22 protein-coding genes are annotated in these 23,877 nt (G+C 71.0%); 13 read left to right on the forward strand and 9 right to left on the reverse strand.

Annotation, left to right across the window (positions count from 1 at the left end; genetic code table 11):
• The 3 genes from ACVMLK_RS12815 to ACVMLK_RS12825 form a co-directional block, all read right to left on the reverse strand.
• Nucleotides 1-851 (reverse strand): outer membrane protein (locus ACVMLK_RS12815; RefSeq protein ID WP_457486599.1); only part of this gene is annotated, 851 nt, incomplete at its 3' end.
• Nucleotides 852-1,246: 395 nt separating this feature from the next.
• Nucleotides 1,247-1,822 carry a DUF924 family protein gene (locus tag ACVMLK_RS12820; RefSeq protein ID WP_457486600.1) on the reverse strand — a complete coding sequence of 192 codons (576 nt, stop codon included), beginning with the start codon at nt 1,820-1,822 and terminating at the stop codon, nt 1,247-1,249.
• On the reverse strand, nt 1,819-4,737 hold the full coding sequence (locus ACVMLK_RS12825) for an FAD-binding and (Fe-S)-binding domain-containing protein (RefSeq protein WP_457486601.1): 2,919 nt from the start codon (nt 4,735-4,737) through the stop codon (nt 1,819-1,821). Before ACVMLK_RS12825 ends, ACVMLK_RS12820 begins: the two co-directional genes overlap by 4 nt.
• Before the next feature lie 166 nt (nt 4,738-4,903).
• Between ACVMLK_RS12825 and ACVMLK_RS12830 the strand changes: the two genes are divergently transcribed.
• Nucleotides 4,904-6,088 (forward strand): pyridoxal-phosphate-dependent aminotransferase family protein, encoded by a 1,185-nt coding sequence (locus ACVMLK_RS12830; RefSeq protein WP_457486602.1) that lies wholly within the window; start codon nt 4,904-4,906, stop codon nt 6,086-6,088.
• Nucleotides 6,089-6,135: 47 nt separating this feature from the next.
• On the opposite strand, the gene ACVMLK_RS12835 is transcribed toward ACVMLK_RS12830, so the two are convergent.
• Entirely contained in the window at nt 6,136-7,149 is a 1,014-nt protein-coding gene (locus ACVMLK_RS12835) for an LLM class flavin-dependent oxidoreductase (RefSeq protein WP_198367967.1), read from the reverse strand.
• A gap of 155 nt (nt 7,150-7,304) precedes the next feature.
• Here ACVMLK_RS12835 and ACVMLK_RS12840 point away from each other — a divergent pair, with 155 nt between their 5' ends.
• Both ACVMLK_RS12840 and ACVMLK_RS12845 read left to right on the forward strand, forming a co-directional pair.
• Nucleotides 7,305-7,613 carry a DUF1244 domain-containing protein gene (locus tag ACVMLK_RS12840; protein ID WP_198367966.1) on the forward strand — a complete coding sequence of 103 codons (309 nt, stop codon included), beginning with the start codon at nt 7,305-7,307 and terminating at the stop codon, nt 7,611-7,613.
• Between the two features lie 342 nt (nt 7,614-7,955).
• Nucleotides 7,956-8,258: a DUF2312 domain-containing protein gene (locus tag ACVMLK_RS12845; RefSeq protein ID WP_198367965.1), complete on the forward strand. Its 303-nt coding sequence runs from the start codon at nt 7,956-7,958 to the stop codon at nt 8,256-8,258.
• A 36-nt stretch (nt 8,259-8,294) separates the two neighbouring features.
• Here the strand turns inward: ACVMLK_RS12845 and ACVMLK_RS12850 are convergent, their stop codons facing one another.
• Nucleotides 8,295-9,272 carry a Bug family tripartite tricarboxylate transporter substrate binding protein gene (locus tag ACVMLK_RS12850; protein WP_457486603.1) on the reverse strand — a complete coding sequence of 326 codons (978 nt, stop codon included), beginning with the start codon at nt 9,270-9,272 and terminating at the stop codon, nt 8,295-8,297.
• Nucleotides 9,273-9,494: 222 nt separating this feature from the next.
• Here ACVMLK_RS12850 and ACVMLK_RS12855 point away from each other — a divergent pair, with 222 nt between their 5' ends.
• On the forward strand, nt 9,495-10,865 hold the full coding sequence (locus ACVMLK_RS12855) for an MFS transporter (RefSeq protein WP_457486604.1): 1,371 nt from the start codon (nt 9,495-9,497) through the stop codon (nt 10,863-10,865).
• A 272-nt stretch (nt 10,866-11,137) separates the two neighbouring features.
• On the forward strand, nt 11,138-11,290 hold the full coding sequence (locus ACVMLK_RS12860; RefSeq protein ID WP_198367963.1) for a hypothetical protein: 153 nt from the start codon (nt 11,138-11,140) through the stop codon (nt 11,288-11,290).
• 19 nt (nt 11,291-11,309) lie between these two features.
• Here the strand turns inward: ACVMLK_RS12860 and ACVMLK_RS12865 are convergent, their stop codons facing one another.
• Nucleotides 11,310-13,016 (reverse strand): AMP-dependent synthetase/ligase, encoded by a 1,707-nt coding sequence (locus ACVMLK_RS12865; protein WP_457486605.1) that lies wholly within the window; start codon nt 13,014-13,016, stop codon nt 11,310-11,312.
• A gap of 194 nt (nt 13,017-13,210) precedes the next feature.
• On the opposite strand from ACVMLK_RS12865, the gene ACVMLK_RS12870 reads away from it, so the two are divergent.
• Nucleotides 13,211-15,046 carry a M3 family oligoendopeptidase gene (locus ACVMLK_RS12870; protein ID WP_457486606.1) on the forward strand — a complete coding sequence of 612 codons (1,836 nt, stop codon included), beginning with the start codon at nt 13,211-13,213 and terminating at the stop codon, nt 15,044-15,046.
• The gene (locus tag ACVMLK_RS12875; protein WP_422923836.1) at nt 15,039-16,412 is read left to right on the forward strand and encodes an ABC1 kinase family protein; all 1,374 of its coding nucleotides are present in this window, start codon (nt 15,039-15,041) and stop codon (nt 16,410-16,412) included. The genes ACVMLK_RS12870 and ACVMLK_RS12875 overlap by 8 nt, the downstream gene beginning before the upstream one ends.
• A gap of 50 nt (nt 16,413-16,462) precedes the next feature.
• On the opposite strand, the gene map is transcribed toward ACVMLK_RS12875, so the two are convergent.
• Nucleotides 16,463-17,269: a type I methionyl aminopeptidase gene (gene map / locus ACVMLK_RS12880; RefSeq protein WP_457486607.1), complete on the reverse strand. Its 807-nt coding sequence runs from the start codon at nt 17,267-17,269 to the stop codon at nt 16,463-16,465.
• Nucleotides 17,270-17,349: 80 nt separating this feature from the next.
• Nucleotides 17,350-18,249, reverse strand: a complete 900-nt coding sequence (locus tag ACVMLK_RS12885) for a methyltransferase domain-containing protein (RefSeq protein ID WP_457486608.1) — start codon at nt 18,247-18,249, stop codon at nt 17,350-17,352.
• Between the two features lie 77 nt (nt 18,250-18,326).
• On the opposite strand from ACVMLK_RS12885, the gene ACVMLK_RS12890 reads away from it, so the two are divergent.
• The 3 genes from ACVMLK_RS12890 (at nt 18,327) to ACVMLK_RS12900 (ending at nt 19,981) form a co-directional block, all read left to right on the forward strand.
• The gene (locus ACVMLK_RS12890) at nt 18,327-19,133 is read left to right on the forward strand and encodes a ComF family protein (RefSeq protein ID WP_198367957.1); all 807 of its coding nucleotides are present in this window, start codon (nt 18,327-18,329) and stop codon (nt 19,131-19,133) included.
• A gap of 74 nt (nt 19,134-19,207) precedes the next feature.
• Nucleotides 19,208-19,468 carry a glutaredoxin 3 gene (gene grxC, locus ACVMLK_RS12895; RefSeq protein WP_198367956.1) on the forward strand — a complete coding sequence of 87 codons (261 nt, stop codon included), beginning with the start codon at nt 19,208-19,210 and terminating at the stop codon, nt 19,466-19,468.
• 54 nt (nt 19,469-19,522) lie between these two features.
• Nucleotides 19,523-19,981, forward strand: coding sequence for a DUF1178 family protein (locus ACVMLK_RS12900; RefSeq protein WP_457486609.1), 459 nt, complete (start codon nt 19,523-19,525; stop codon nt 19,979-19,981).
• Between the two features lie 16 nt (nt 19,982-19,997).
• Here ACVMLK_RS12900 and ubiG read toward each other — a convergent pair whose 3' ends face one another.
• The gene (ubiG, locus tag ACVMLK_RS12905) at nt 19,998-20,738 is read right to left on the reverse strand and encodes a bifunctional 2-polyprenyl-6-hydroxyphenol methylase/3-demethylubiquinol 3-O-methyltransferase UbiG (RefSeq protein WP_457486610.1); all 741 of its coding nucleotides are present in this window, start codon (nt 20,736-20,738) and stop codon (nt 19,998-20,000) included.
• A 151-nt stretch (nt 20,739-20,889) separates the two neighbouring features.
• Here ubiG and ACVMLK_RS12910 point away from each other — a divergent pair, with 151 nt between their 5' ends.
• From ACVMLK_RS12910 to ACVMLK_RS12920, 3 genes are all read left to right on the forward strand, one after another.
• Nucleotides 20,890-22,125, forward strand: a complete 1,236-nt coding sequence (locus tag ACVMLK_RS12910; RefSeq protein ID WP_198367953.1) for an aspartate kinase — start codon at nt 20,890-20,892, stop codon at nt 22,123-22,125.
• A complete protein-coding gene (locus ACVMLK_RS12915; protein WP_457486611.1) occupies nt 22,125-23,174 on the forward strand; it encodes an NAD(P)H-dependent flavin oxidoreductase in 1,050 nt (349 codons plus the stop codon). The genes ACVMLK_RS12910 and ACVMLK_RS12915 overlap by 1 nt, the downstream gene beginning before the upstream one ends.
• A 122-nt stretch (nt 23,175-23,296) precedes the next feature.
• The coding region (locus tag ACVMLK_RS12920) for a helix-turn-helix domain-containing protein (protein WP_457486612.1) at nt 23,297-23,877 on the forward strand (581 nt) is incomplete at its 3' end.

A 23,877-nucleotide genomic window follows, 5' to 3' on the forward strand; every position in this document is an offset into this window, starting at 1 on the left:
GCCGGAGCGACCGGAACCGGGGCCGGCGGGACCGGCTGGTTGAAGGCGTAGCGCACGCCGATCAGGGCGGAGTGGTTGTGCGCCTGATCCATCTCGAACTTGCCGTTCGAGCGCACGCCGGTCGGGCTGGTCACATTGCCGTCGAACTTGGTCTGCAGGGCGCCGGTGTAGCGGTACTCGGCGGTGATCGACAGACCCGGAACGGCGGTGATCGGGAAGGACAGGCCGGCGATGCCCTGGTAGGCGAAGGAGCCGGCGCTGTCATCGACCACGACGCGGTTGCCCGCGGCGCCGATCTGCGTGCCGCTGCTGTTGATGTCGGTCCACATATAGCCGACGCCGCCGCCGATATAGGGCACCACGGCCACCGGCATGTTCGGGAACCAGCGCGGCAGCTGGAAGTCGTAGAACAGGTTGGCCATCACGGCGTACTGGTGCTGCTCGCCGTCGATGCTGTTCATCGCCACGCCGGGCTGGCCGCCGATGCGGTTCTGGAAGCCGCCCATGCGGTCGACGCTGTTGTAGCGGTAGCTGCCCTCGATCTCCGTGCGGAAGCCGTTGCCGAAGCCGTAACCGAGGGAGAGCACGCCAATGGCGCCTTCCTCGAAGCCCAGCTTGCCCTGACGGTTGCTGAAGGTGGAGTCGAAGTAGTTGGCCGCGCCGCCCTGTGCCGTCAGGCCACGGCGATCGGAATGGTTCCAGCCGGCGCCGGCACCGAGATAGACGCCCTGAATCGGCTCAGCAGCGGCGGTGGGCAGCCAGGAGGTCGGGGAATACCAGGCGTCCTGCGCCATGGCGGCACCCGGCACGGAAAGAATGGTGGCAGCAAGCAGGATGCGACGAAGCGTCATTGTTGTGGTCCCTTGAAACGCAACGCTTTGGAGCGGGCGACGAGAAAACCGGGGTTGCAGGTCCAGGTTGCGGTTCCCTCCTGCAATCGCGGCGAACTGTGGCAGAAAGAACACAGACTTGAGGTGGTCGGGGCGGCGGAACCTCTCCGTCGCGGGTGGCCGCCGGAAACCGCCCGCAAATCCTTGATAAATGGAATATCCTTCGGATGGCAGAGGCTCGGCGGTAAAGCTTTCGATAGATGAGGCGGGCGGCAACACACGCGCGGGGCCGATCGGCTTGGCCAGGGGCCGGATTGCGCCTTTAACGGAGGGAGCGGGCCCCCAGGGCGTCCATCCGCGCACTCACTTGTGAAGAGACCCGCCGAAACCGGCCGGTCCCGGATTTCCGCGCGCCTTCAGAATCCGGCATCGGGGCGGGTGAGATAAACCTCTTCCGCCGCCGTGCTGGCCCGGCCCAGTGCCGCGTTGCGGTGCGGAAAGCGACCGAAGGCATGGATCACCCGCCAGTGCCGCCAGGCATAGTCGATGCTGCCGCCCGCCGCGCGCGAGGCCGGCTCGTCGCGCAGCCCCTCGAACAGGGTGACGGAGAGATCCTGGTCCGCCATCGCCTCGGAATGCTCGAAGGGCAGATAGAGGAAACTCCGCGCCGCGGGCGGCAGCCGCAGATCCTGTGCCTCGGCCAGCACCGCCTGGCGCGCGACCTCGCGCGCCCTGGCATCGCTGGCGAAGGCCTCCGGCCGGCCGCGATGCAGGTTGCGTGGGAACTGGTCGAGCAGGACCAGGAGCGCCAGCGTGCCCTCGGGCCGCCCCGTCCATCCGTCCAGCGCGCCCTCGCGCGCCGGGGCGAGGAGATCGCCGAAGCGCCGGCGAATGTCGGCGTCGAAGGCATCGTCGCGCTGGAACCAGGCGGCGCGGGGGGTGTCGAGGCCCTCGCTGAACCAGAAGTCGAGGATGTCGTTCGGCTGGGTCATGCGGGGGGGATAGCCCGCGCCAGCAGCCGGATGGAATGCACGGCCTCGCGACCGGCGAGGTCGCCGATCTGGTGGCGACAGGAGGTGCCGTCGGCAACGATCACATCCCCTGGCGCCGCCGCGCGCACCGCGGGCAGCAGAGAGAGACCGGCCATCGCCTTGCTGGTCTCGAGGTTCTTTGCCTCGTAGCCGAAGCTGCCCGCCATGCCGCAGCAGGAGGAGGCGATCGGCGTCACTTCCAGTCCCGGGATGCGGCGCAGCGCCTTCACCGCCGCGGGAAAGGCACCGAAGGCCTTCTGATGGCAATGGCCATGGATATGCGCCCGCGCGGCGCCGATCTCGCGCAGCGGCGGCGCGGCGCCCTCGCGCTCCAGGAACTCGCTGGCCAGGAAGGCGCGGGCGGCGAGCTTCTCGGCCGCGGCACCGGGCAGCAGAGAGAGGAACTCGTCGCGCAACGTGGTCAGGCAGGAAGGCTCCAGCCCGACTACGGGCGCGTCGCTGGCCGACAGCGCCTCCAGCGTCCGCCGCGCCTCGGCGCGAGCGCGCTCCACCATGCCGGCGGCCAGATAGGTGCGGCCGCAGCAGAGCGGTCGCCCGTCCGGCGCGGCGGCGGGACGCAGCCGGTAGCCCGCATGGGCCAGGACCTTCACCGCGTCGCGCAGCACCTCGGGCTCGTAATGGCGGTTGAAGGTGTCGGCGAAGAGCAGCACCTCGCGGCCCGGCCCCTCCCGCACCGCCTCGGCATCCCGGAAGCGGTCGCGACGGAACCTCGGCAGGCTGCGCCCGGCGGCGAGGCCGAGCCAGCGCTCGGTCAGGCCGGGAAGGCCGGGAATGCTGTCCCGCGCATTGGCGAGGAAGGGCAGGCGCGCGGCCCAGGGCGCCCAGCGCGGCAATTCGGCGATCAGGCGGTCCTTCAGCCGGATGCCGTGGCGCCGGGCCCGCGCGTGCAGCACCTCGATCTTCATCTTCGCCATGTCCACGCCGGTCGGGCATTCGCGCTTGCAGCCCTTGCAGGAGACGCAGAGCGACATGGCTTCCGCGACCTCGTCGCCGGCCAGCGCGTCCGCGCCGAGCTGGCCGGTCAGCGCCAGGCGCAGCGTGTTGGCGCGGCCGCGCGTCAGGTGCTGCTCCTCCCGCGTGACGCGGAAGGAAGGGCACATGACGTTGGCGTCGAACTTCCGGCATGTGCCGTTGTTGTTGCACATCTCGACGGCGCCGAGGAACCCGCCCTGCGGACCCGGCCAGGCGGACCAGTCGAGCGCCGGCCTGATGCCCTCCTCGGCGCGGTAGCCGGGTGGGTAGCGGAACAGGCTGCGGTCATCCATGCGGGGCGCGCGCACGACCCGCCCGGGATTGAGCAGCCCGTCGGGATCGAAGCTGTCCTTCACCGCCTCAAAGGCGCGGACGATGCGGGCGCCGAACATCGGCTCGTGGAACTCCGATCGCACGATGCCGTCGCCATGCTCGCCCGAATGGCTGCCCTTGTACGCGCGGACGAGGGCGAAGCATTCCTCGGCGATGGCGCGCATCTTCGCCACCTCCGCGCCGTCCTTCATGTTGAGCACCGGCCGCACATGCAGGCAGCCGACCGAGGCGTGGGCATACCACGTCCCCTTGGTGCCGTGCCGCGCGAAGACCTCGTTCAGCCGCTCGGTGTAGTCGGCGAGATCGGCGAGATCGACGGCGGTGTCCTCGATGAAGGAGACCGGCTTGCCGTCGCCCTTCATCGACATCATGATGTTCAGCCCGGCCTCGCGCACCTCGGCGACACTGGCCTGGAAGGCGCTGTCGGTGACGCGGACGACCTGGTCGGGATAGCCGAGATCGCCCATCATCTCCTCCAGGCGGTCGAGATCGCGCGTCAGCGCCGCGTCGTCGTCGCCATGGAATTCGACGATCAGCAGGCTGTCGGGCTCGCCGATCAGGATGCGCTCGATGGTGTCGCGATAGAGGGCGATGGAGCGGCCGAGATCGATCATGGTGCGATCGACCAGTTCCACCGCCTCGGGATTCAGCGTCACCAGATGCTGGCTGGCCGCCATGGCGGCGCGGAAGGTGGGGAACTGGCAGATGCCCAGCACCTTGCGCGGCTTGATCGGCCAGAGCTTGAGGTCGAGCGTGGCGGAGAAGGCCAGCGTTCCCTCGCTGCCGACCAGCAGCCGCGCGAGATTGCCGCGCCCCGCCGCCCGCGCCGCCGGCGTCAGCGCCTCGATATTGTAGCCTCCGACACGGCGGAGCTGCCGCGGGAAGCGCGCCGCGATCTCCTCCGCCTCGCGCGCGCCGAGCGCCCGCAGGGACTGGATCAGCGCCGCGACATCGGCGGGGACGTCATCGCCCAGATTGTCGCCCAGCTCGCGGAAGGTGAAGCGCTCTCCGCTGGCCAGCAGCGCGTCGATGGCCAGCACGTTGTCGGCCATCAGCCCGTAGCGGATCGACTTGCTGCCGCAGGAATTGTTGCCCGCCATGCCGCCGATGGTGCAGCGCGCCCAGGTGGAGGGATCGACCGGGAAGAACAGCCTGTGCGCCTTCAGCGCGTCGTTCAGCGCGCCGAGCGCGATGCCGGGCTGCACGCGCGCGATGCCCGCCGCGGCATCGACCGAGATCACCTCGCGAAGGAACTTCGTGCAGTCGATCACCAGGGCGCGGTTGACGGTCTGGCCGCACTGGCTGGTGCCGCCGCCGCGCGGCAGCACCGGCACGCCGGCCTCGCGGCAGATCGCCAGCGCCGCCGCCACATCCTCGATGCTCCGCGGCACCAGCACGCCGATGGGCTCCACCTGGTAGATGCTGGCATCGGTGGCGTAGCGGCCACGATCGGCCGGGGCGAACTTCACCTCGCCCGCGGTCTCCCGGCGCAGCCGGGCCGCCAGGGCAGTATCACCCGGCCGCACCCGGGACTGGTGAATGGCGTTCATCTTGGCTTCCTGGCGCTTCCGGTCGTCTCGTCCTGCCCCTGTCTAGCGCGCGCCGGCGGGCCTGTCCGATCTATAATGCTCATCAATCCGACAATGCGAACTCATTGGCGAAACGCATGGATTACGCCTAACCCTCGGCGCATCGGACCCCGAGGAGGAAACCATCATGGCCTATTTCCAGTCCAGGCCCACCGCCGGCCGCCATTTCCTGCAGATCCCGGGCCCGACCAACGTGCCGGACCGCGTGCTGCGCGCGCTCGACAACCCGACCATGGACCATCGGGGCCCGGATTTCGGCAAGCTCGGCGCGCAGATCCTGGAGAAGGTCAAGGCGGTCTTCGCGACGCGGCAGCCGGTGATCATCTACCCGGCCTCCGGCACCGGCGCCTGGGAGGCGGCGCTGGTCAACACGCTCTCGCCGGGCGACACGGTGCTGATGTGCGAGACCGGGCAGTTCGCCTTCCTCTGGCGCGAGATGGCCGAGCGCCTGGGCCTGCGCCCGGAGCTGATCCAGACCGACTGGCGCCGCGCGGCCGATGTCGAGGCCATCGGCGAGCGGCTGCGCGTCGACAGGGGCCACGCCATCAAGGCCGTCTGCGTGGTGCACAACGAGACCTCCACCGGCTGCACCTCGCGCATCGACGAGGTGCGGCGCGCCATGGATGAGGCCGGGCATCCGGCGCTGCTGCTGGTGGACACCATCTCCTCGCTGGGCTCGATCGACTACCGCCATGACGAATGGGGCGTCGATGTCACCGTGGCCGGCAGTCAGAAGGGGTTGATGCTGCCGCCGGGCCTGTCCTTCAACGCCATCTCGGAGAAGGCGCTGAAGGCCAGCGAGACGGCGCGGCTGCCGCGCAGCTTCTGGGACTGGAAGCCGATGCTGGCCTCCAATGCCACCGGCTACTTTCCCTATACCCCCGCGACCAACATGCTCTACGCGCTCGATACCGCGCTCGACATGCTGCTGGCCGAGGGGCTGGAGAATGTCTTCGCCCGGCACGACCGCCATGCCGAGGCCACGCGCCGGGCCGTGCGCGCCTGGGGGCTGGAGGTGCAGTGCGCCGAGCCGCGCCACTATTCCTCGGCGCTGACCGCGGTGCGCCTGCCGGAGGGGCATTCGGCCAATGCGCTGCGCGCCGCCATCCTGGAGCGGTTCAACATGTCGCTCGGCAACGGGCTCGGCCGGCTGAACGACCGGGTCTTCCGCATCGGTCATCTGGGCGATTTCAACGACCTGACCCTGATGGGCACGCTGTCGGGCGTCGAGATGGGGCTGCGCATCGCCGGGGTGCCGCACGAGGATGCGGGCGCGAAGGCGGCCATGGACTATCTCTCCGGCAACGCCTGACACGTCCGCGGCGGCGGGAGCCTGGCCGGCTCCCCCTTTCGCCCGCCTCAGCCGCAGGCCGCCGGCTCCCGCGCCAGGGCACGACACACCTCGGCGCCGATCTCGAAGCTGCGCAGCCGCGCGGCATGGTCGAAGATCTGCCCGGTGAGCATCAGCTCGTCCACGCCGGTCCGCTCGAGGAAGCCCTCGATGGCGGCGCGCACCGTGGCGGGCGCGCCGACCGCCGAGCAGGAGAGGCTGTGGCCGACCCCGGCCAGCCGCGCCTCCTGCTGCAGGGCGGCGATATCCTCCGCCGGCGGCGGCAGCTTGCCCGGCGTGCCCCGCCGCAGGTTGAGGAACTGGCGCTGCAGCGAGGTGAAGAGGCGTTCCCCCTCGGCATCGGTCGCGGCGGCGAAGAGATTCATCGCCGCCATGGCGTAGGGCCGCTTCAGCGTCTCCGAGGGGCGGAAGCCCTCGCGATAGACCGCCAGCGCCTGGTCCAGCATCTGCGGCGCGAAATGCGAGGCGAAGGCGAAGGGCAGGCCCAGCATGGCGGCGAGCTGCGCGCCGTAGAGGCTGGAGCCGAGGATCCAGATCGGGATCTCCATCCCGCCGCCGGGCACGGCCTGCACCGGCTGGCCCGGCTGCACGGGCGCGAACCAGTTCTGCAACTCGACCACGTCCTGCGGGAAGCTGTCCGCGTCGCCGGAGAGATTGCGGCGCAGCGCGCGGGCGGTGCGCATGTCCGTGCCCGGGGCGCGGCCGAGGCCGAGGTCGATGCGGCCGGGAAAGAGGGCGTTCAGGGTGCCGAACTGCTCGGCCACCATGAGCGGCGCATGGTTGGGAAGCATGATCCCCCCCGAGCCCAGGCGGATGCGGCGGGTGGCGGCGGCGACGTGGCCGATGACCACCGCCGTGGCGGCGCTGGCGATGCCCGGCATGTTGTGGTGCTCGGCCAGCCAGAAGCGGTGGTAGCCCCAGTCCTCCGCATGGCGCGCGAGGTCGGCGGAATGGCGGAAGGCGTCGGCGGCCTCCTCGCCCTGATTGATCGGGGCGAGGTCCAGGACGGAATAGCGGATCATGCGGCGGTCTCCCGGCTGCGTGTGAGGCGGGCCCTGGGGAAGGGCGGTCACGGGGCATATGGGAGGCAGGGGAGGCAAAGGCAGGGGCGATGATGCGGCCGGCTTGGCAGAGGGGCGGTGGCGACCCCACCTTGGGGTGGAAGGAGGGCCCGCCCATGACCGATGTCAACGACCCCGCCACCCGCACGGAGCTGGAGGCCGCGGCCTTCCGCCGCCTGCTGGAACATCTGCGCGAGCGGAGCGATGTGCAGAACATCGACCTGATGAATCTGGCCGGATTCTGCCGCAACTGCCTGAGCCGTTGGTATCGGGAGGCGGCGGAGGCCCGGGGGCTGGACCTGCCGGACCCCGCAGCGCGCGAGATCGTCTACGGCATGCCCTACAAGGAGTGGCAGGCCCTCCACCAGAAGGAGGCGACGCCCGAGCAGAAGGCCAGGTTCGCCGCCACCAGCCCGGGGCACTGACATCCCCGGCGCCGGAATGCCCGATGGAAGTCTCCCGGAAGTCACATGGAGCCAGACAGCGGCGGAACAGGCCGTGGCGTGAAGATGGAGTGACCAGACGCCCGGGGATGTACCAGGACCGCCAGAAGGGGCGGACAACAGGAACTTGCCTGCATCGCGTTCTTTATTGGCGCAGGGCGGCTGGGCCACCGTTCCTGGCGGAAATCGCGTCCGCGATGACTGAGGGTTGAGGGGCGCCATCTGAATGCGCCCGGATTTGCCCCCGCTGGCGCCGCCGGTTATATGCCGCCGCCCCGGCCCGCTTCCTGGAGCCGGTCGTGTTCGGCAGCCCGGAGACCCTTGATGAGCGATTTCGACGAGCAGGACGCCAAGGCCAGCCGTGACCGTCAGGCCGCCGATCCCGAATCCGAGGTCGGCGGCATCGCCGTCGATCGCCTGCGCTCGATCATCGAGCGGGTGGAGCGGCTGGAGGAAGAGCGCAAGGCGCTGGCCGACGACATCAAGGACATCTTCGCCGAGGCCAAGTCCGCCGGCTTCGACGTCAAGGTCGTCCGGCAGCTGATCCGCCTGCGCAAGCAGGAGCCGGCGGAGATCGAGGAGCAGGAGACGCTGCTCGATCTGTACCGCCGCGCCCTCGGCATGTGAGGGCCGGGCCCGCCGCCGTGACGGCGGGCCTCTCGGCTATTCCGGCCGGATGCCGGCTTCGCGGATCAGCGTGCCCCATTGCGTGCTGTCCTCGGCCAGGATGCGGCGCATGACCGCCGCGTCGCCGGTCTCGATGGCGACGCCCTGCTCGGCCATCCGCGCACGCAGCCCCTTGTCCTCGGTGGCGGCCGTCAGCGCGGCGGAGAGGGGCGCGACCACGGTGGGAGGCAGGCCGGGCGGCGCGAACAGGCCCTGCCAGAAGACCGCGTCGAAGCCGGGCAGGGTCTCCGCCACAGCCGGGACGCCCGGCAACAGTGCCATCCGCTGCGCGCTGCTCACCGCGATGGCCCGCGTCACGCCCTCGCGGATCACCGGCATCGCCTCCAGCGCCGCCTGGAACATCGCCTGGATCCGGCCGGTCCGCAGGTCCGTCAGGGCCGGAACGCCGCCGCGATAGGGCACATGGAGCACATCGATTCCCGCCCGCTTGCGGAGCAGTTCCAGCGCCAGATGATTCACCGCGCCCGTGCCGCTGCTGCCGAAGTTGATCTTGCCGGGATTGGCCTTGGCGTAGTCGATGAACTCGGCGGTGCTGCGCACCGGCAGGTCGGGATGCACATGCAGCACGAAGGCACTGCGGTAGGCGAGGCCCAGCGCCTCCAGCTCCCGCTGCGGATCGCGCGGCGTCAACTCAGGCTGCAGCGCCGGGTTGATCGCCAGGGAGGAGGCGCCCATCAGCAGCGTGTAGCCATCCGGCGCGGCGCGGGCGACATAGGTGGCGGCGACGGAGGTGGCGCCCCCCACCCGGTTCTCCACCACGATGGGCTGGCCCAGCTCCTGCTCCATCCGTTGGGCGATGGCGCGGGTCGTGACATCGGTCAGGCCGCCCGGGGCATAGCCCGTCACCATCGAGACCGCGCGCGCGGGCCAGGCCGCCTGGGCCAGGGCGGGGCGGGCGAGGGCGAGGAGCGGCAGCGCGAGCGTGGCGCGGCGGCCGGTGGTCCAGCGGATCATGCGACGTTTCCTTCCTTTTATTTTCCAGGGAAATTTTCCAGGGTTTTATCGGCGATGGCCCAATCCGCAACCCTGCGAGAGGTGGTCAGGGCCGCGGCTTGAAGTGCCGGTCGTCCCTGGTTATGCCGGCCGGGCCGCGACCCGCCGGGCGACCCCGCCCGCGGTATCCACCCTCTGCCCGCGGAGTGCCGAGTGGCCTCTACCTCCTCTTCCTCCCCCGCCATGGCCACCGCGCCGGTGGCCTCGCTCTCCGCCACGCTGGCGCCGGTCATCGCCCTGCTGTTCGGCTATGCCATGCTGCAGATGGGCAATACGCTGCAATCCTCGTTGCTGACGGTGCGCGGCGGGCTGGAGGGCTTCACCGCGACGCAGATCGGCCTCGTCGGCAGCGGGTTCTACATCGGGCTGATGCTCGGCTCGCTGCGCGGCGGGCAGTTGGTGCGGGTGGTGGGGCACACCCGGGCCTTCGCGGCACTGGCGGCGATCGCCTCCTCGGTGCCGCTGCTGCATCTGATGCTGATCCATCCCTGGCTCTGGCCGGTCGGGCGGGCGCTGACCGGCTTCTGCTTCGCCGGCCTGTTCATCGTGGTGGAAAGCTGGCTGAACGGGGCCTCGGCCTCGGCGGTGCGCGGCCGCATCCTCAGCATCTACGGCATGACCGGCATGATCGCCGGCGTCTGCGGCCAGATGCTGCTGACCGCCGCCCCGCCACGGGGCTTCGTGCTGTTCTGCCTGATCTCCATGATCATCTCCTTCGCCCTGGTGCCGGTCGTGCTCTCCCGCGCCCAGGCGCCGGCGCAGGCCGAGGGCGCCGCCGAGCTGAACCTGCGGCGGCTTTACGAGCAGTCGCCCTTCGGCGTGGTCGCGGCCTTCCTGATCGGCGTCAGCACGGGTGCCTACTACTCCCTGGGCCCGCTCTTCGCGCAGCGCATCGGGCTGGATGCCGGCTCCGTCGCCATCTTCATGGCCTGCGGGTCGCTCGGCGGCTTCGCCGCGACCTGGCCCGCCGGCTGGCTCTCGGACCGGATCGACCGCCGCCTGCTTGTCGTCAGCCTGGCCGGCGCCGCGGCGATGGCGCTGCTCGCCATGATCCTGCTGGTGCCGGACCATCCGCCGCGCTGGCTGTCCTACAGCCTGGTCGCCGCCTTCGGGGCCATGGTCATCCCGGCCTACAGCCTCGTGCTGGCGCATGTGAACGACCATGTCTCGCCCTCCGAATTCGCTGCCGCCTCGGGCGGGCTGCTGATCCTCTGGGGCGCCGGTTCGGCCCTCGGGCCCTTCGCCGGCGGCCTCGCCATGGGGAGGCTCGGCCCGGCCGGCCTGGGCTGGCTGATCCTCTCGGCGCAGGCATTGATCGCGGGTTGGGGCCTCTACCGCATGCGCCAGCGCAGCGCGCCCGAGGCGAAGGAGGACTTCCTGGTCATGCCGGTGCAGCCGGTCAGCACCGAACTCGTGGCGGTGGCGCAGGAGGCCGCCGTGGAGCGCGAGGAGATCGCCCAGGCGGAGGAGGCCGGCACGGTGGCGGAAGACGGCGAGGCCCCGCCGGACCGGCCCGCCGCCGCTCCGGCCGGCGAAACCGACCGGCAGGCTTGATATCCCGGATCAGGAGTGCCAAGTAGATGCTGTCTGATCCGTCTCCGTTTCAGGCCGCTCCCGGGCATCTGCCCCTGGCATTTGCCTTGTCCGCGCCTGTCGCGGCGGATCGGCCCTTCTCCCGAAGATGATGTCGGTGCCGTGCGTCCGCGCTGAAACCCGCGCGGGACCCGCGGCTTTTCACGGATCCCGGCCTCTGGGCCGAAGGACGATCCTTAACCTGTTGATGACATGGCGGCCCGCTGCGGCGGGCGCCAGGAAAGATGACTAGCGTGACCATGATTCACAAGAACAACAACGACACGTCCCATACCCCTTCCATCCTCCAGACCGGCCTGCCCGCCGCCCTGCTGCGGCAGGCGGAGCCGCGCCCCTCGATGAGCCAGGCCGAGATCCGCCGCCTGGTGCTCGAGACCATCGGCTGAGGCCAGCGGCGCGCCAGCCTCAGCGATAGAGGTTGGCGATCAGCTCCTCCCGCGCCTGCAGGACGGCGCGGCGCTTGATCTTCATGGTCGGGGTCAGCAGCCCGTCCTCGACCCGGAAGGGCTCCACGGTCGCGAAGCGGCGGATCCGCTCGGGCCCGCCCAGCCTGCGGTTCACCCGCCCCACCGCCTGCTCCACCGCCTTCTCCGGCACCTTCTCGGCCGGGACGATCAGGGCGACGATGCCCGGGCGTCCCTCGCCGGCGACCACGGCATGCTGGATCTCCGGCTCGGCCATCAGCAGGCTCTCGATGCGGGCCGGGCTGATCATCTCGCCCCCCGCCGTCTTGATGAAATCCCGTTTGCGATCGGTGATGTAGAGCCGGCCTCCTTCCAGACGGCCGGTGTCGCCGGTGTGCAGCCAGGGCGGCCCCTCCGGGGTGTCGGGGCGAAGCGCCTGGGCGGTGGCCTGGGCATTGCCCCAGTAGCCATCCATCACCAGCGGCCCCTGGACCAGCACTTCGCCATCCTCGGCGATGCGCAGGGTCACGCCGGGCAGGGGGCGGCCGACGCTGTGCCGGTCGTTGTCCCAGGGCAGGTTGACGCTGACCACCGGCCCGGCCTCCGTCTGCCCGTAGCCCTGCAGCACCGGCAGGCCGAGGGCGAGGAAGAAGCCGGACAGGTCCGGGTCGAGGCGCGCGCCACCGGAGACGAGGGCCATCATGCGTCCGCCGAAGCGGCCCCGGATGCGGCGGCGCACCAGCCGGTCCAGCACCGCGTCCTGCAGCCGCCCCCAGAGGCCGAGCGCCGGCCCGTCCAGGCGCCGCAGCCCGAGGCGGAGCGCCGCCTCGAACAGCATCCGCTGCCGCGGCGGCTGCTTCTCGGCGGCGGCCAGGATGCGGGCCCGCAGCACCTCGAACAGCCGTGGCACCGCGGTCACGATATGCGGGCGGATCTCGGTCAGCTCGGCGGCCAGCCGTTCGGCGCCGCGGCTGAACACCAGCTCGATCCCGAAGGAGCAGAGCAGGTAGCCCACCGTGTGCTCATAGGCGTGCGACAGCGGCAGGAAGGAGAGGTAGCAGCCATCCTCGGGCAGGTTCAGCCGCCGGATGAAGCTCTCGATGCCGCGGCGGTTGGCCAGCATGGCGCGATGCGGAAGCATGACGCCCTTGGGCGGGCCGCCGGTGCCGGAGGTGTACATCAGGCAGGCCAGGCGGCCATCGGGGATGTGATCCACCTCGGCGGCGAGCATGGCCAGGTCGCCGCCTGCCGCCGCCAGATCGGACCAGTCCACAGCCTCCTCGACAGGCTCCATGGTCACCATCAGATCCAGGCCGCCGGCGCCGGCGGCCTCCCGCAGGCTGGCGGCGAGCCTGGCGGTGGAGACGATGGCGCAGCGCGCCCCGGCGTCCCGCAGGATATGCCCGTGATCCGCGACCGTGCCGGTCGTGTAGGCAGGCACGGTGACGGCACCGATCGCCATGAGCGCCGTATCGGCGATCAGGAACTCCGGACGGTTCTCCGCCAGCAGCAGCACCCGGTCACCGGGAGCGACGCCGTGGCTCCGCAGCCCGGCCGCCACGGCGGCGACCTGCAGGGCGAACTCGGCCCAGCGCATCCGCCGCCAGCCGCCGTCGCGCCAGTAGCGCAGCATCGGCCTGTCGGGCCAGCGGCGGGCCTGGTTCAGCAGCAGCGCGGGGATGCTGTGGCTCTTGTCCTGCTCGGGCATGGGTCGTCCAGCGTCCTGTCAGAGATTGGCCTGTCAGAGATTGGCCTGTCGGAATCGGGGCGCAGCCGATCTGCGGCCGGCTTCATGGCGCGCGCGTCGGTTGGCGGCGGGCGGCAATCGGACGGGGGGCGCTTGGCCTCCCCATCCATGGGCTTATATCCACGGGAGCAAATCTCACAACCGCAGGGCCTCCCGTGCAGCTTCACTCTCTCCGCCATCCGACCCGAGACACCGCCGCCCGCTCCCAGGGGGGAAAGGATGCGGCGGGGCTGCCGGTCTGGGATCTCTCCGACCTCTATGACGGCACCGCGGACCCGGCGCTGGAGGCCGATCTCGCCCGCGCCGAGGCCGAGGCCCGGACCTTCGCCGAAGGGCATGCCGGGCAACTCCCGGGCCTCTCCGGCGACAGGCTGGCCGAGGCCATCGCGACCTACCAGCGAATCGACGAGGTGCTGGGACGGGTGATGTCCTTCGCCCAGCTGCTGTTCTCGGGAGACTCCCAGGACCCCGCCAACGGCCGCTTCTACCAGGACATGCAGGAGCGGGTGACCGGCATCTCCACCCATCTGCTGTTCTTCACGCTGGAGCTGAACCGGCTCGAGGAGGCGAGGCTGGAGGAGAAGTTCGCCGGCTCGGCCGCCCTGCGCCACTGGCGGCCCTTCCTGCGCGACCTGCGCGTCTTCCGTCCGCACCAGCTCTCGGACGAGGTCGAGCGCCTGTTGCACGAGAAGGAGGTGACCGGGCGCTCCGCCTGGAACCGCCTGTTCGACGAGACCATCACCGCCATGCAGGTGACGGTGAAGGGCGAGACGCTGAACGTCTCCGGCGCCCTGAACAAGCTCTCCGACCGCGACCGATCGGTGCGCGAGGCCGCCGCGAAGGGCGTCGCCGCCGCCTTCGGGGACAAGGCGCGGCTGTTCACCCTGATCACCAACACCCTCGCCAAGGACAAGGAGATCATCGACGGCTGGCGGAAGTATCCGCGCCCCGGCAGCAGCCGCAACCGCGCCAACATGGTCGAGGACGAGGTGGTGGACGCCCTGGTCTCGGCCGTGACGGCCAGCTACCCGGCGCTGTCGCACCGCTACTACGCCATGAAGGCGCGGTGGCTGGGGCTGCCGAAGCTGCAGCACTGGGACCGTAATGCGCCCCTGCCGGATGAGGACGACAGCCGGATCCCCTGGGACGCGGCGCGGGAGCGCGTGCTCGCGGCGTATTCCGCCTTCAGCCCGGAGCTCGGCCGCGTCGGGCGAGAATTCTTCGACCGGCCCTGGATCGACGCGGCGCTGCGCCCCGGCAAGTCCTCCGGTGCCTTCGCCCACCCCACGGTGCCCTCGGCGCATCCCTATCTGCTGCTGAACTACCACGGCAAGTCGCGCGACGTGATGACATTGGCGCATGAGCTGGGCCACGGTGTGCACCAGGTGCTGGCGGCGAAGCAGGGCTATCTGATGTCCGGCACGCCGCTGACCCTGGCCGAGACCGCCAGCGTCTTCGGCGAGATGCTGACCTTCCGCGCCGTGCTGGACGCCGAGACCGATCCGCGCCGCCGCCGCGCGCTGCTGGCCGGCAAGGTCGAGGACATGCTGAACACGGTGGTGCGGCAGATCGCCTTCTACCGTTTCGAGACCCTGCTGCACGACTCCCGCCGCCGGGGCGAGCTCTCGCGCGAGGAGATCGGCGCGCTCTGGATGCAGGTGCAGACCGAAAGCCTCGGCCCGGCCTTCGAGTTCACGCCGGACTACGAGATCTTCTGGTCCTACGTGCCGCATTTCGTCCACACGCCGTTCTATGTCTATGCCTATGCCTTCGGGGATTGCCTGGTGAACGCGCTCTACGGCGTCCATCAGGAGGGCAGCGTACCGGACTTCCAGGGCAAGTATCTCGAACTGCTGCGCGCGGGCGGCACCCTGCGGCACCGCGAGCTGCTGGCGCCCTTCGGCCTCGATGCCTCGGACCCGGCCTTCTGGCACAAGGGGCTGAACGTCATTTCCGGCTTCATCGACGAACTGGAGCGTGCCGATGGCTGACGACCGCGAGGCGAGCAGCCTCTTTGGCGAGATCCGCCGCATGGCACGCACCTCGGGCGCGGTGGGCGGCATCGCGGCACGGGTGGCGGGGGAGCGGTTCCTCGGTATCCGCACCGACCGCAATGCCCATGCGGGCGACCTCAAGGCGCTGCTCGGCGGGCTGAAGGGCCCGTTGATGAAGGTGGCGCAGTTCCTGACCACCGTGCCCAATGCCCTGCCGCCGGAATATGCGCAGGAGCTGGCCGCGCTGCAGGCCAATGCCCCGCCGATGGGCTGGGCCTTCGTGCGCCGCCGGATGTCCTCCGAGCTGGGGCCGGCCTGGCAGTCGAAGTTCGCCAGCTTCGGCCAGGAGGCGGCGGCGGCGGCGAGCCTCGGCCAGGTGCATCGCGCGACATTGCCCGATGGCCGGCTGGTGGCCTGCAAGCTGCAATACCCCGACATGGCCAGCGTGGTGGAGGCGGACCTCCGCCAGCTCAAGCTGGCCATGGGGATCTTCGCGCGGATGGACGATGCCATCCAGCACGACGATGTCTATGTCGAGCTGTGCGACCGGCTGCGGGAGGAGCTGGACTATGGCCGGGAGGCGGCGCAGATGCGGCTCTACAACCGGATGCTGGCGCCGGTGCCGGAGGTGCGCACGCCCAGCCCGGTCGAGGGGTACTGCACCCGCCGCCTGCTGACCATGAGCTGGCTCGACGGCCGGCCGATCCTCGAGCGGCTGGCGGAGGAGCCCTCGCAGGAGGAGCGGAACGCCTATGCCACGGCGCTGTTCAAGGCGTGGTATCTGCCTTTCTACCGCTACGGCGTGATCCATGGCGATCCGCACCTCGGCAACTACCAGGTGCGGCAGCCCTCGGAGGAGGGGCCCGCGGGCATCAACCTCCTCGACTTCGGCGCCATCCGGGTCTTCCCCCCCGCCTTCCTGCGCGGCGTCATCATGCTGTACGAGGCGCTGCGCGACGAGGATCGGGACAAGGCGGCCGAGGCCTACCGGATCTGGGGCTTCACCAACCTGTCGAAGGAGAAGATGGAGGTGCTCGGCCTCTGGGCGCGGTTCCTGCACGAGCCCCTGCTCGACGACCGCGTGCGGCCGATCCAGGAGGTGGACGACCCGGATTTCGGCCGCAAGGTCGCGGCCGAGGTGCATGCCGGGCTGAAGCGCACCGGAGGGGTCAAGCCGCCGCGTGAATTCGTGCTGGTGGATCGTGGCGCGGTCGGCCTGGGCAGCGCCTTCATGCGGCTGCGCGCCGAACTCAACTGGCACCGCCTGTTCCAGGAGCTGATCGCCGACTTCAACGAGCAGGAACTGGCGGCGCGCCAGGCCGAGGCGCTTCGCGAGGCCGGCGTGCCGGCCACCGCGCCCTGAGGGGGAGCTGAGGGGAGCAGGGCGGAGCCGCCTGGGGCTCCGCCCGCCGCTCAGACGGCGTAGGGCGGCTTGTCGAGCCCCGCTGGGGAGAAGGTGAAGACCTCGCAGCCGGTCTCGGTGACGCCCACCATGTGCTCGAACTGGGCGGAGAGGCTTCGGTCCCGCGTCACGGCGGTCCAGCCGTCATCGAGCACCTTCACCTCCGGGCGGCCGATGTTCACCATGGGCTCGATGGTGAAGAACATGCCGGGCTTCAGCACCGGCCCCTCGCCGGGGCGGCCGAAATGCAGCACGTTGGGCGAGGCGTGGAAGGTGCGGCCGATGCCGTGGCCGCAGAAATCCCGCACCACGCTGAAGCGGTTCTTCTCCACGTAGCTCTGGATCGCGTGGCCGATATCGCCAAGCCGGGCGCCGGGCTTCACCACCTTGATGCCGCGCAGCAGGCTGTCATAGGTCACGTCCATCAGCAGCCGGGCCTTGGTGCTGGGCGTGCCGGCGACATACATGCGGCTCGTGTCGCCGTACCAGCCGTCGAGGATGACGGTGACGTCGATGTTCAGGATGTCACCGTCCACCAGGACCCGGTCGCCCGGGATGCCATGGCAGACCACGTGGTTGAGCGAGATGCAGACCGACTTCGGATAGCCCCGGTAGCCGAGGCAGGCCGAGACCGCGCCGTTCTCCTGGATGAAGGCATCGCAGAGACGATCCAACTCGCCCGTGCTCACCCCCGGCCGGACATGCGGGGCGATCATGTCGAGCGTGGCCGCGGCCAACTGCCCCGCGCGCCGCATCCCTTCGAAATCCTCAGGCGCGTGCAGGGTGATCCGCCGCGCCTCTGCACCAGACTGTTCCATGACGGGGAAAAATGCGCGCCAACGGGCGGTGTTGCAAGCCATGCCTGCGCAGGGCTGCCACCGGCGGCAGGAATGCGCTCCTAGTTCCCGGGCCGCTCGCCGGTCCCGTGCTCGACCGTCCCCAGTGCATCGGCGAGGCGCAGGCCGGCGCTGCCGCGGGGGGCCGGGCGCGGCTGGTCCGGGCCGGGGGCCCAGCCGGTCAGGATCAGCATCTCCAGCGGCATGGCCAGGCCATCCGGGCCGGGGGTCAGCGCCGCCAGCGCCATGGGGAACAGCGCGCGGGGCGGAACGCGCGGGTCGCGCGCCAGGACCGCATTGCCCTCTCCGGCGGCGCGGAGATCCCGCAGCAGCGCGAGCGGGCTGCGGTAGCGCAGGTCCAGCCGGTCCCGGTCGGCGACCGGCATGGCGAAGCCGGCCCGTTGCAGCAGCGCAGCACCATCGCGCAGCTCCGGGAAGGGCGAGACGCGCGGGCTGAGACCGCCGCGCAGCTCGCTCTCGGCGCGGGCCAGGGCCTCGCGCAGCGGCTGCAGGGTGCCGAGCGCCGGCAGGCTGGCCAGGAACAGGCCATCCGGCGCCATGGCGCGGCGGAGCTGCAGCAGGGCGCCCGGCAGATCGTTCACCCAGTGCAGGGAGAGGTTGGCCAGGACCAGGTCGAAGCTGCCGGGTGCGAAGGGCAGCCACTCCTCATCCCCGGCCAGGGGCAGGATGCCCTCCTCCGGTCCTGGCCGGCGCGCCATGGCGGTGGAGAGATCCATCGACACCACCTGCCCGATGCCGCGCGCGCGCAGCGCGGGAGCCACCACGCCACGGCCGCCGAGGTCGAGCGCGCGGTGAAAGCGGCGCGTGGTGTCGTCCAGCCGATCCAGCAACAGGGCCGCCGCCGCCTCCAGGATGGGGGCGACAGCGCCGATCCCGCCCGCCGCGCGGTCCCGCCGGCGGCGCACCAGAGCCCGATCGAAAACCTGCATCGCATCCGCCATGCCGGGCAGATGCCCTCGGGAGCGGCGACGTGCAAGGCGGCTTGTGCGCCATCGGGATGCAGGCCTAATCTCACGAAATGGTGAATACGCTTCGCCGCTGGGTCGCGCCCGCCTGTTCCACCGGTCTGCGCCGCCTGGGCGCCGCCGCGATCGACCTGTTGCTCCCGCCCCGCTGCATGGCCTGCGCCGAGCCGGTGCTCGACCACGACACGCTCTGCACCGCCTGCTTCCGCGCCACGACGCTGATCAACTCGCCCTGTTGCGACCGTTGCGGTCTGCCCTTCCAGCATGACGGCCAGGGCCTGCCAGCGGCGGAAGGGGAGGGGCTCGCCTGCGCGCAATGCCTGGTGCGCCCACCGGATTACGGCCGTGCCCGTGCGGCTCTTCTTTATGACGAGGGCTCCCGGCGGCTCATCCTGCCCCTGAAATATGGCGACCGCACCGAACTGGCCGGCCTGCTGGCGCGGCAGATGGTGCGGGCCGGGCGGGAGCTGCTGGCGGAGGCGGAGCTGATCCTCCCGGTGCCGCTGCACCGCAGCCGCCTGCTGACGCGACGATACAACCAGGCGGCGCTGCTGGCACGCCGCCTGTCGCGCCTCTCCGGCCGGCCCTGGGCGCCGGATCTGCTGCTCCGCGCCCGGCGCACGCCGCCGCTGGCCGATTTCGGCGCGGCGCAGCGCGCCCTGGTGCTGGAAGGGGCCTTTACCCTCGCGGCCGGGGCGGCACGGCGGATCGAGGGCCGCCGACTGCTGCTGGTGGATGACGTGCTGACCTCCGGCGCGACGGTGGGGGGCTGCACGCGGCTGCTGCTGGCCGCCGGCGCCGCCTCGGTGGATGTGCTGGCGGCGGCGCGCACCGCGGCGCCCCGCGCGGCGGGGCAGTGACAGCCCGTGCTCCGGTGTGGCCACGGGTGTGAAACGCCCTTGACCGTCGCCTGGAGCGAGACGATCTGTGCTGCATGGCCCAGGTCGAAATCTACACCACCGCCTTCTGCCCCTACTGCTCCCGCGCCAAGCTGCTGCTGGGCCGCAAGGGCGTCGATTTCCGGGAATACGATTCCCCGCACGGCTCGGCGGAGCGGCAGGAAGCCATCCGGCGCTCCGGCGGCCGCAGCACGGTGCCGCAGATCTTCATCGACGGCGAGGCGATTGGCGGTTGCGACGATCTTTTCGCGCTGGACCGTACCGGCAAGCTCGATGCCATGCTGCAGGGCGGCTGAGGCCGGTCCCGGCGGCAGCCGCCCCTTCCTCCCCGTCATTGGCTTGGCGAAGGCATGATCCACTATCAGCTGCGCTGCGATCAGGACCACGGTTTCGATGGCTGGTACAAGGACAGCCAGGCCTACGAGAAGCTTGCCCGCGGCGGGCTGATCGAATGCCCTGTCTGCGGCGGCACCAGGGTCTCGCGCGCCCTGATGGCGCCCGCCATCGGCAAGGGGCAGGTGGCCGAGCCAGCGCCTCCGCCCCCCGTGGCTCCCAAGGCCGGCGCGCCCGCCGTGGCCGGGCCTATGCCGGCGCAGATGCTCGCCCTGCTGCAGAGGATGCGCGCCGAGGTGGAGCGGCACTGCGAGGACGTCGGCGCCGATTTCGCGGAGGAGGCGCGCCGGATGCACCGGGGCGAAAGCGACCATCGCGGCATCTACGGCGAGACCTCGGACGCCGAGGCCGAGGCCCTGCGGGACGAGGGCATCGAGATCGCGCGGCTCCCCTGGGTGCCGCGCGCGGACGGCTGAGGCCCCCGGCGCCGCGCTAGTCCCGGCGCATCGCCACGATGTAGTTGACCGAGACGTCCCGGCTCTCCCGCCATTCCTGACGCGGAAGGCCGGGCACCATGCCGGCGATGTCGGTGGTCCGCAGGCCGGCCCGGCGGGCCTCGGCGCCCAGCTCGGCCGGCGTCACGAACATCCGCCAGTCATGCGTGCCGCGCGGCAGCAGGCGCAGCAGGTACTCGGCCCCCAGCTTGGCGAAGAGAAAGGCTTTCGGCGTGCGGTTCAGGGTGGAGAGGAAGACCATGCCGCCCGGCCTGGTCACCGCCGCCAGGGCCGCCAGGAAGGCCGGGCGATCGGCCACATGCTCGATCACCTCCAGCGCCACCACGGCATCGAAACGCCGCTCCTCGGCGGCGAGATCCTCCGGCAGGCCCTGGCGGTAGTCGATGGAGAGCCCGCCCGCCGCCGCATGGGCGCGGGCCGCCGCCAGCGCCTCGCCGGCGGCGTCCAGGCCGGTCACCGCCGCGCCCTTCCGCGCCAGCTCCTCGCTGGCCAGCCCGGCGCCGCAGCCGACATCCAGGATGGCCAGGCCGGAGAGATCCTCGCCGGCGCGCCCGGTCGCGGCGGCCAGGCGGCGGGCGATCCAGCTGCAGCGCAGCGGATTCATCCGGTGCAGCGGCGCCATCGGCCCCGCCGGGTCCCACCAGCGCGCCGCCAGGGCGTCGAACTTGGCGATCTCGCCGGCCATGGCGGTATTGCTGGCGGTATTGCTGGCGGGCATGGCGGGGCCTCCGGGCATGGCGCCGGCGCGGCGGCGGCCTGCGGTTGCAGGTTGCGGCGGGGCGCGGCCTTGGTTATCTGTCCCAGCCCTTCGCCGGCTGCAACCGTGGCCGGCCCCCGAAGCCCCACCGGAAGCGATCCTTCAGACCCGCATGGCCCGTATCGTGATGAAGTTCGGCGGCACCTCCGTCGCCGATCTGGACCGTATCCGCAACGTCGCCAACCGGGTCAAGCGCGAGGTCGACGCCGGGAACGAGGTCGCCGTCGTCGTGTCCGCCATGTCCGGCGTCACCAATCAGCTGGTGAAATGGTGCCAGGAGCTCTCGCCGCTGCATGACGCGCGGGAGTATGACACGGTGGTGGCCACCGGCGAGCAGGTGACGATCGGCCTGCTGGCCATCGCGCTCCAGACCATCGGCGTCGATGCCCGCTCCTGGCAGGGCTGGCAGATCCCCATCCGCACGGACGCCGCGCACGGCAAGGCGCGGGTCGAGGAGATCGAGGGCGCCGTCCTGATCGAGCGGATGCGGATGGGCCAGGTGCCCGTGGTCGCCGGCTTCCAGGGCGTCGGGCCGGACAATCGCGTGACCACGCTGGGGCGCGGCGGGTCGGATCTCTCCGCCGTCGCCGTCGCCGCCGCGGTGAAGGCCGACCGCTGCGACATCTACACCGATGTCGACGGGATCTACACCACCGACCCGCGCATCGTGCCGCGCGCGCGCAAGCTGCCGGCGGTGGCCTATGAGGAGATGCTGGAGCTGGCCTCGGTCGGCGCCAAGGTGTTGCAGACCCGCTCGGTCGAGCTGGCGATGAAGCAGCGGGTGCGGGTGCAGGTGCTGTCCTCCTTCGAGGACAAGCCGGGCGAGCCCCTCCCTGGTTCTCTGGTCGTGGATGAGGATGAGATCGTGGAACAGCCGCTGGTGACGGGTGTCGCCTATTCCCGCGACGAGGCCAAGGTGACGCTGCGCCGGGTGCCGGACAAGCCGGGCGTCGCCGCCGAGGTCTTCGTACCGCTCTCGGCCGCCAATGTGAATGTCGACATGATCGTCCAGAACCTGGGCGCGGACGGCACCACCGACATGACCTTCACCGTCGGCAAGACCGATCTGCCGCGCGCCAAGGACGTGCTGGAGAAGGCGCGCGCCACCATCGGCTTCGAGGCCATGCTGACCGATCCGGATGTCGCCAAGATCAGCATCGTCGGCATCGGCATGCGCTCCCATGCCGGCGTCGCGGCGACGATGTTCAAGGCGCTGTCGGAGAAGGGCATCAACATCCAGGTCATCTCGACCTCGGAGATCAAGACCAGCGTGCTGGTCGGCGCCGAGTACACCGAGCTGGCCGTGCGGGCCCTGCACACCGCCTACGGCCTGGACGCCGAGGGCTGATGGCCCTCCAGGAGCAGGCCGGTTCCGCCGCGGTGCGGCCCGGTTCCGTCGAGACGTTGATGGCGCGCGGCGCGGCCTTCCTCGGCTCGCGCCACGCCATCCTCGGCGGCGCCATGAGCTGGGTCAGCGAGCGCAACCTGGTCGCCGCCCTGTCGAATGCGGGGGCCTTCGGCGTCATCGCCTGCGGGGCCATGATGCCCGAGCGGCTGGCCGAGGAGATCGCCGCCACGCAGGCCCTGACCGACCGGCCCTTCGGCGTCAACCTGATCACCATGCATCCGAACCTGATGGAGCTGGTGCAGGTCTGCCTGGACGCGAAGGTCGGCCATGTCGTCTTCGCCGGCGGCATTCCCCCGGGCCCGGCCATCAAGGCCGCGAAGGAAGGCGGCGCGAAGGTGATCTGCTTCGCCCCGGCCCTGGCCCTGGCGAAGAAGCTGGTCCGCTCCGGCGCCGATGCCCTGGTCATCGAGGGCTCCGAGGCCGGCGGGCATATCGGACCGGTCAGCCTGACCGTGCTGGCGCAGGAGATCCTGCCGCACATCCGCGACGTGCCGGTTTTCGTGGCCGGCGGCATCGGCCGGGGCGAGGCCATCCTGTCCTATCTGGAGATGGGCGCGGCCGGCGTGCAGATCGGCACCCGCTTCGTCTGCGCCACCGAGAGCATCGCGCATCCGAACTTCAAGCGGGCCTTCCTGCGCGGCGCCGCGCGGGACGCCATGCCCACCGTGCAGCTGGACGACGCCTTTCCGGTTATTCCTGTCCGCGCCCTGCAGAATGACGGGACCAAGCGCTTCCTGGCGCATCAGGCCGAGGTGATCCGGCGCTACAAGGGGGGAGAGCTGACGCGGGAGGCCGCCCAGCTCGACATCGAGCACTTCTGGGCCGGCGCCCTGCGCCGGGCGGTGATCGACGGCGACGTCGAGAACGGCTCCCTCATGGCCGGCCAGAGCGTGGGCATGGTGACGCGGGAGCAGCCGGTGGCCGAGATCATCGGCGAGCTGCTCGATCAGGCGGAAGCGGCCGTGGCGGCGCGCGCCGCGGGCCACTAAGTCTCCGCGGGGCCGCCGCGGGCGCGGGTCCGCATGGCTTGAGGTTGCGGCCACCGCCAAGACATGGCCTCATGCGTGTATGCGGAATCGCCTTTCCGCCCAGCGCTGAGGTCATTCGTCCCGTGCTTCAGGACAGCAAGCGGCAGACCCGGATGGAAGCCTCCGGCATGGAGGCGGCTCGCGTTGGCCAGGCGCTGCGCGAGGCCCGGATGTCGCTCGGCCTCAGCCTGGAGGACATGTCCCAGAGGCTGCGCATCAACATGCGCTACATGGCGGCGCTGGAGGAGGGACGGCCCGAGGATCTGCCCGGCACCGCCTACGGCGCCGGCTTCGTGCGCAGCTATGCCGAGGCCATGGGCCTGGACGCGCCGGATCTGGTGCGCCGCTTCCGGGAGGCGGCCGGAGCGCCGCAGCAGGGTCGCGAGCTGATCTTCCCCGAGCCGGTCCCGGACCGCGGCGTCCCAACCGGCCTCCTGATCCTGCTGGGCGCGCTGCTGGCCGGTGGTGGCTACTTCGCCTGGTATCAATGGAGTGGCGCCGGCCTCCGGACGGTGGATGCCGTGCCCGACCTGCCGCCGCGCCTCGAGGAAACGGCGCGGCAGGCGGGACAGCCGCCGCTGCCTCGCCCACAGGTGCCGCCGGGCGGCGGGGGCGTGGCCCCGGCGCCTTCCGCCCCGCCGCTCGCCGCCGCGCCCCCCGTCTC

It is taken from the genome of Teichococcus aerofrigidensis (genome assembly GCF_054073225.1).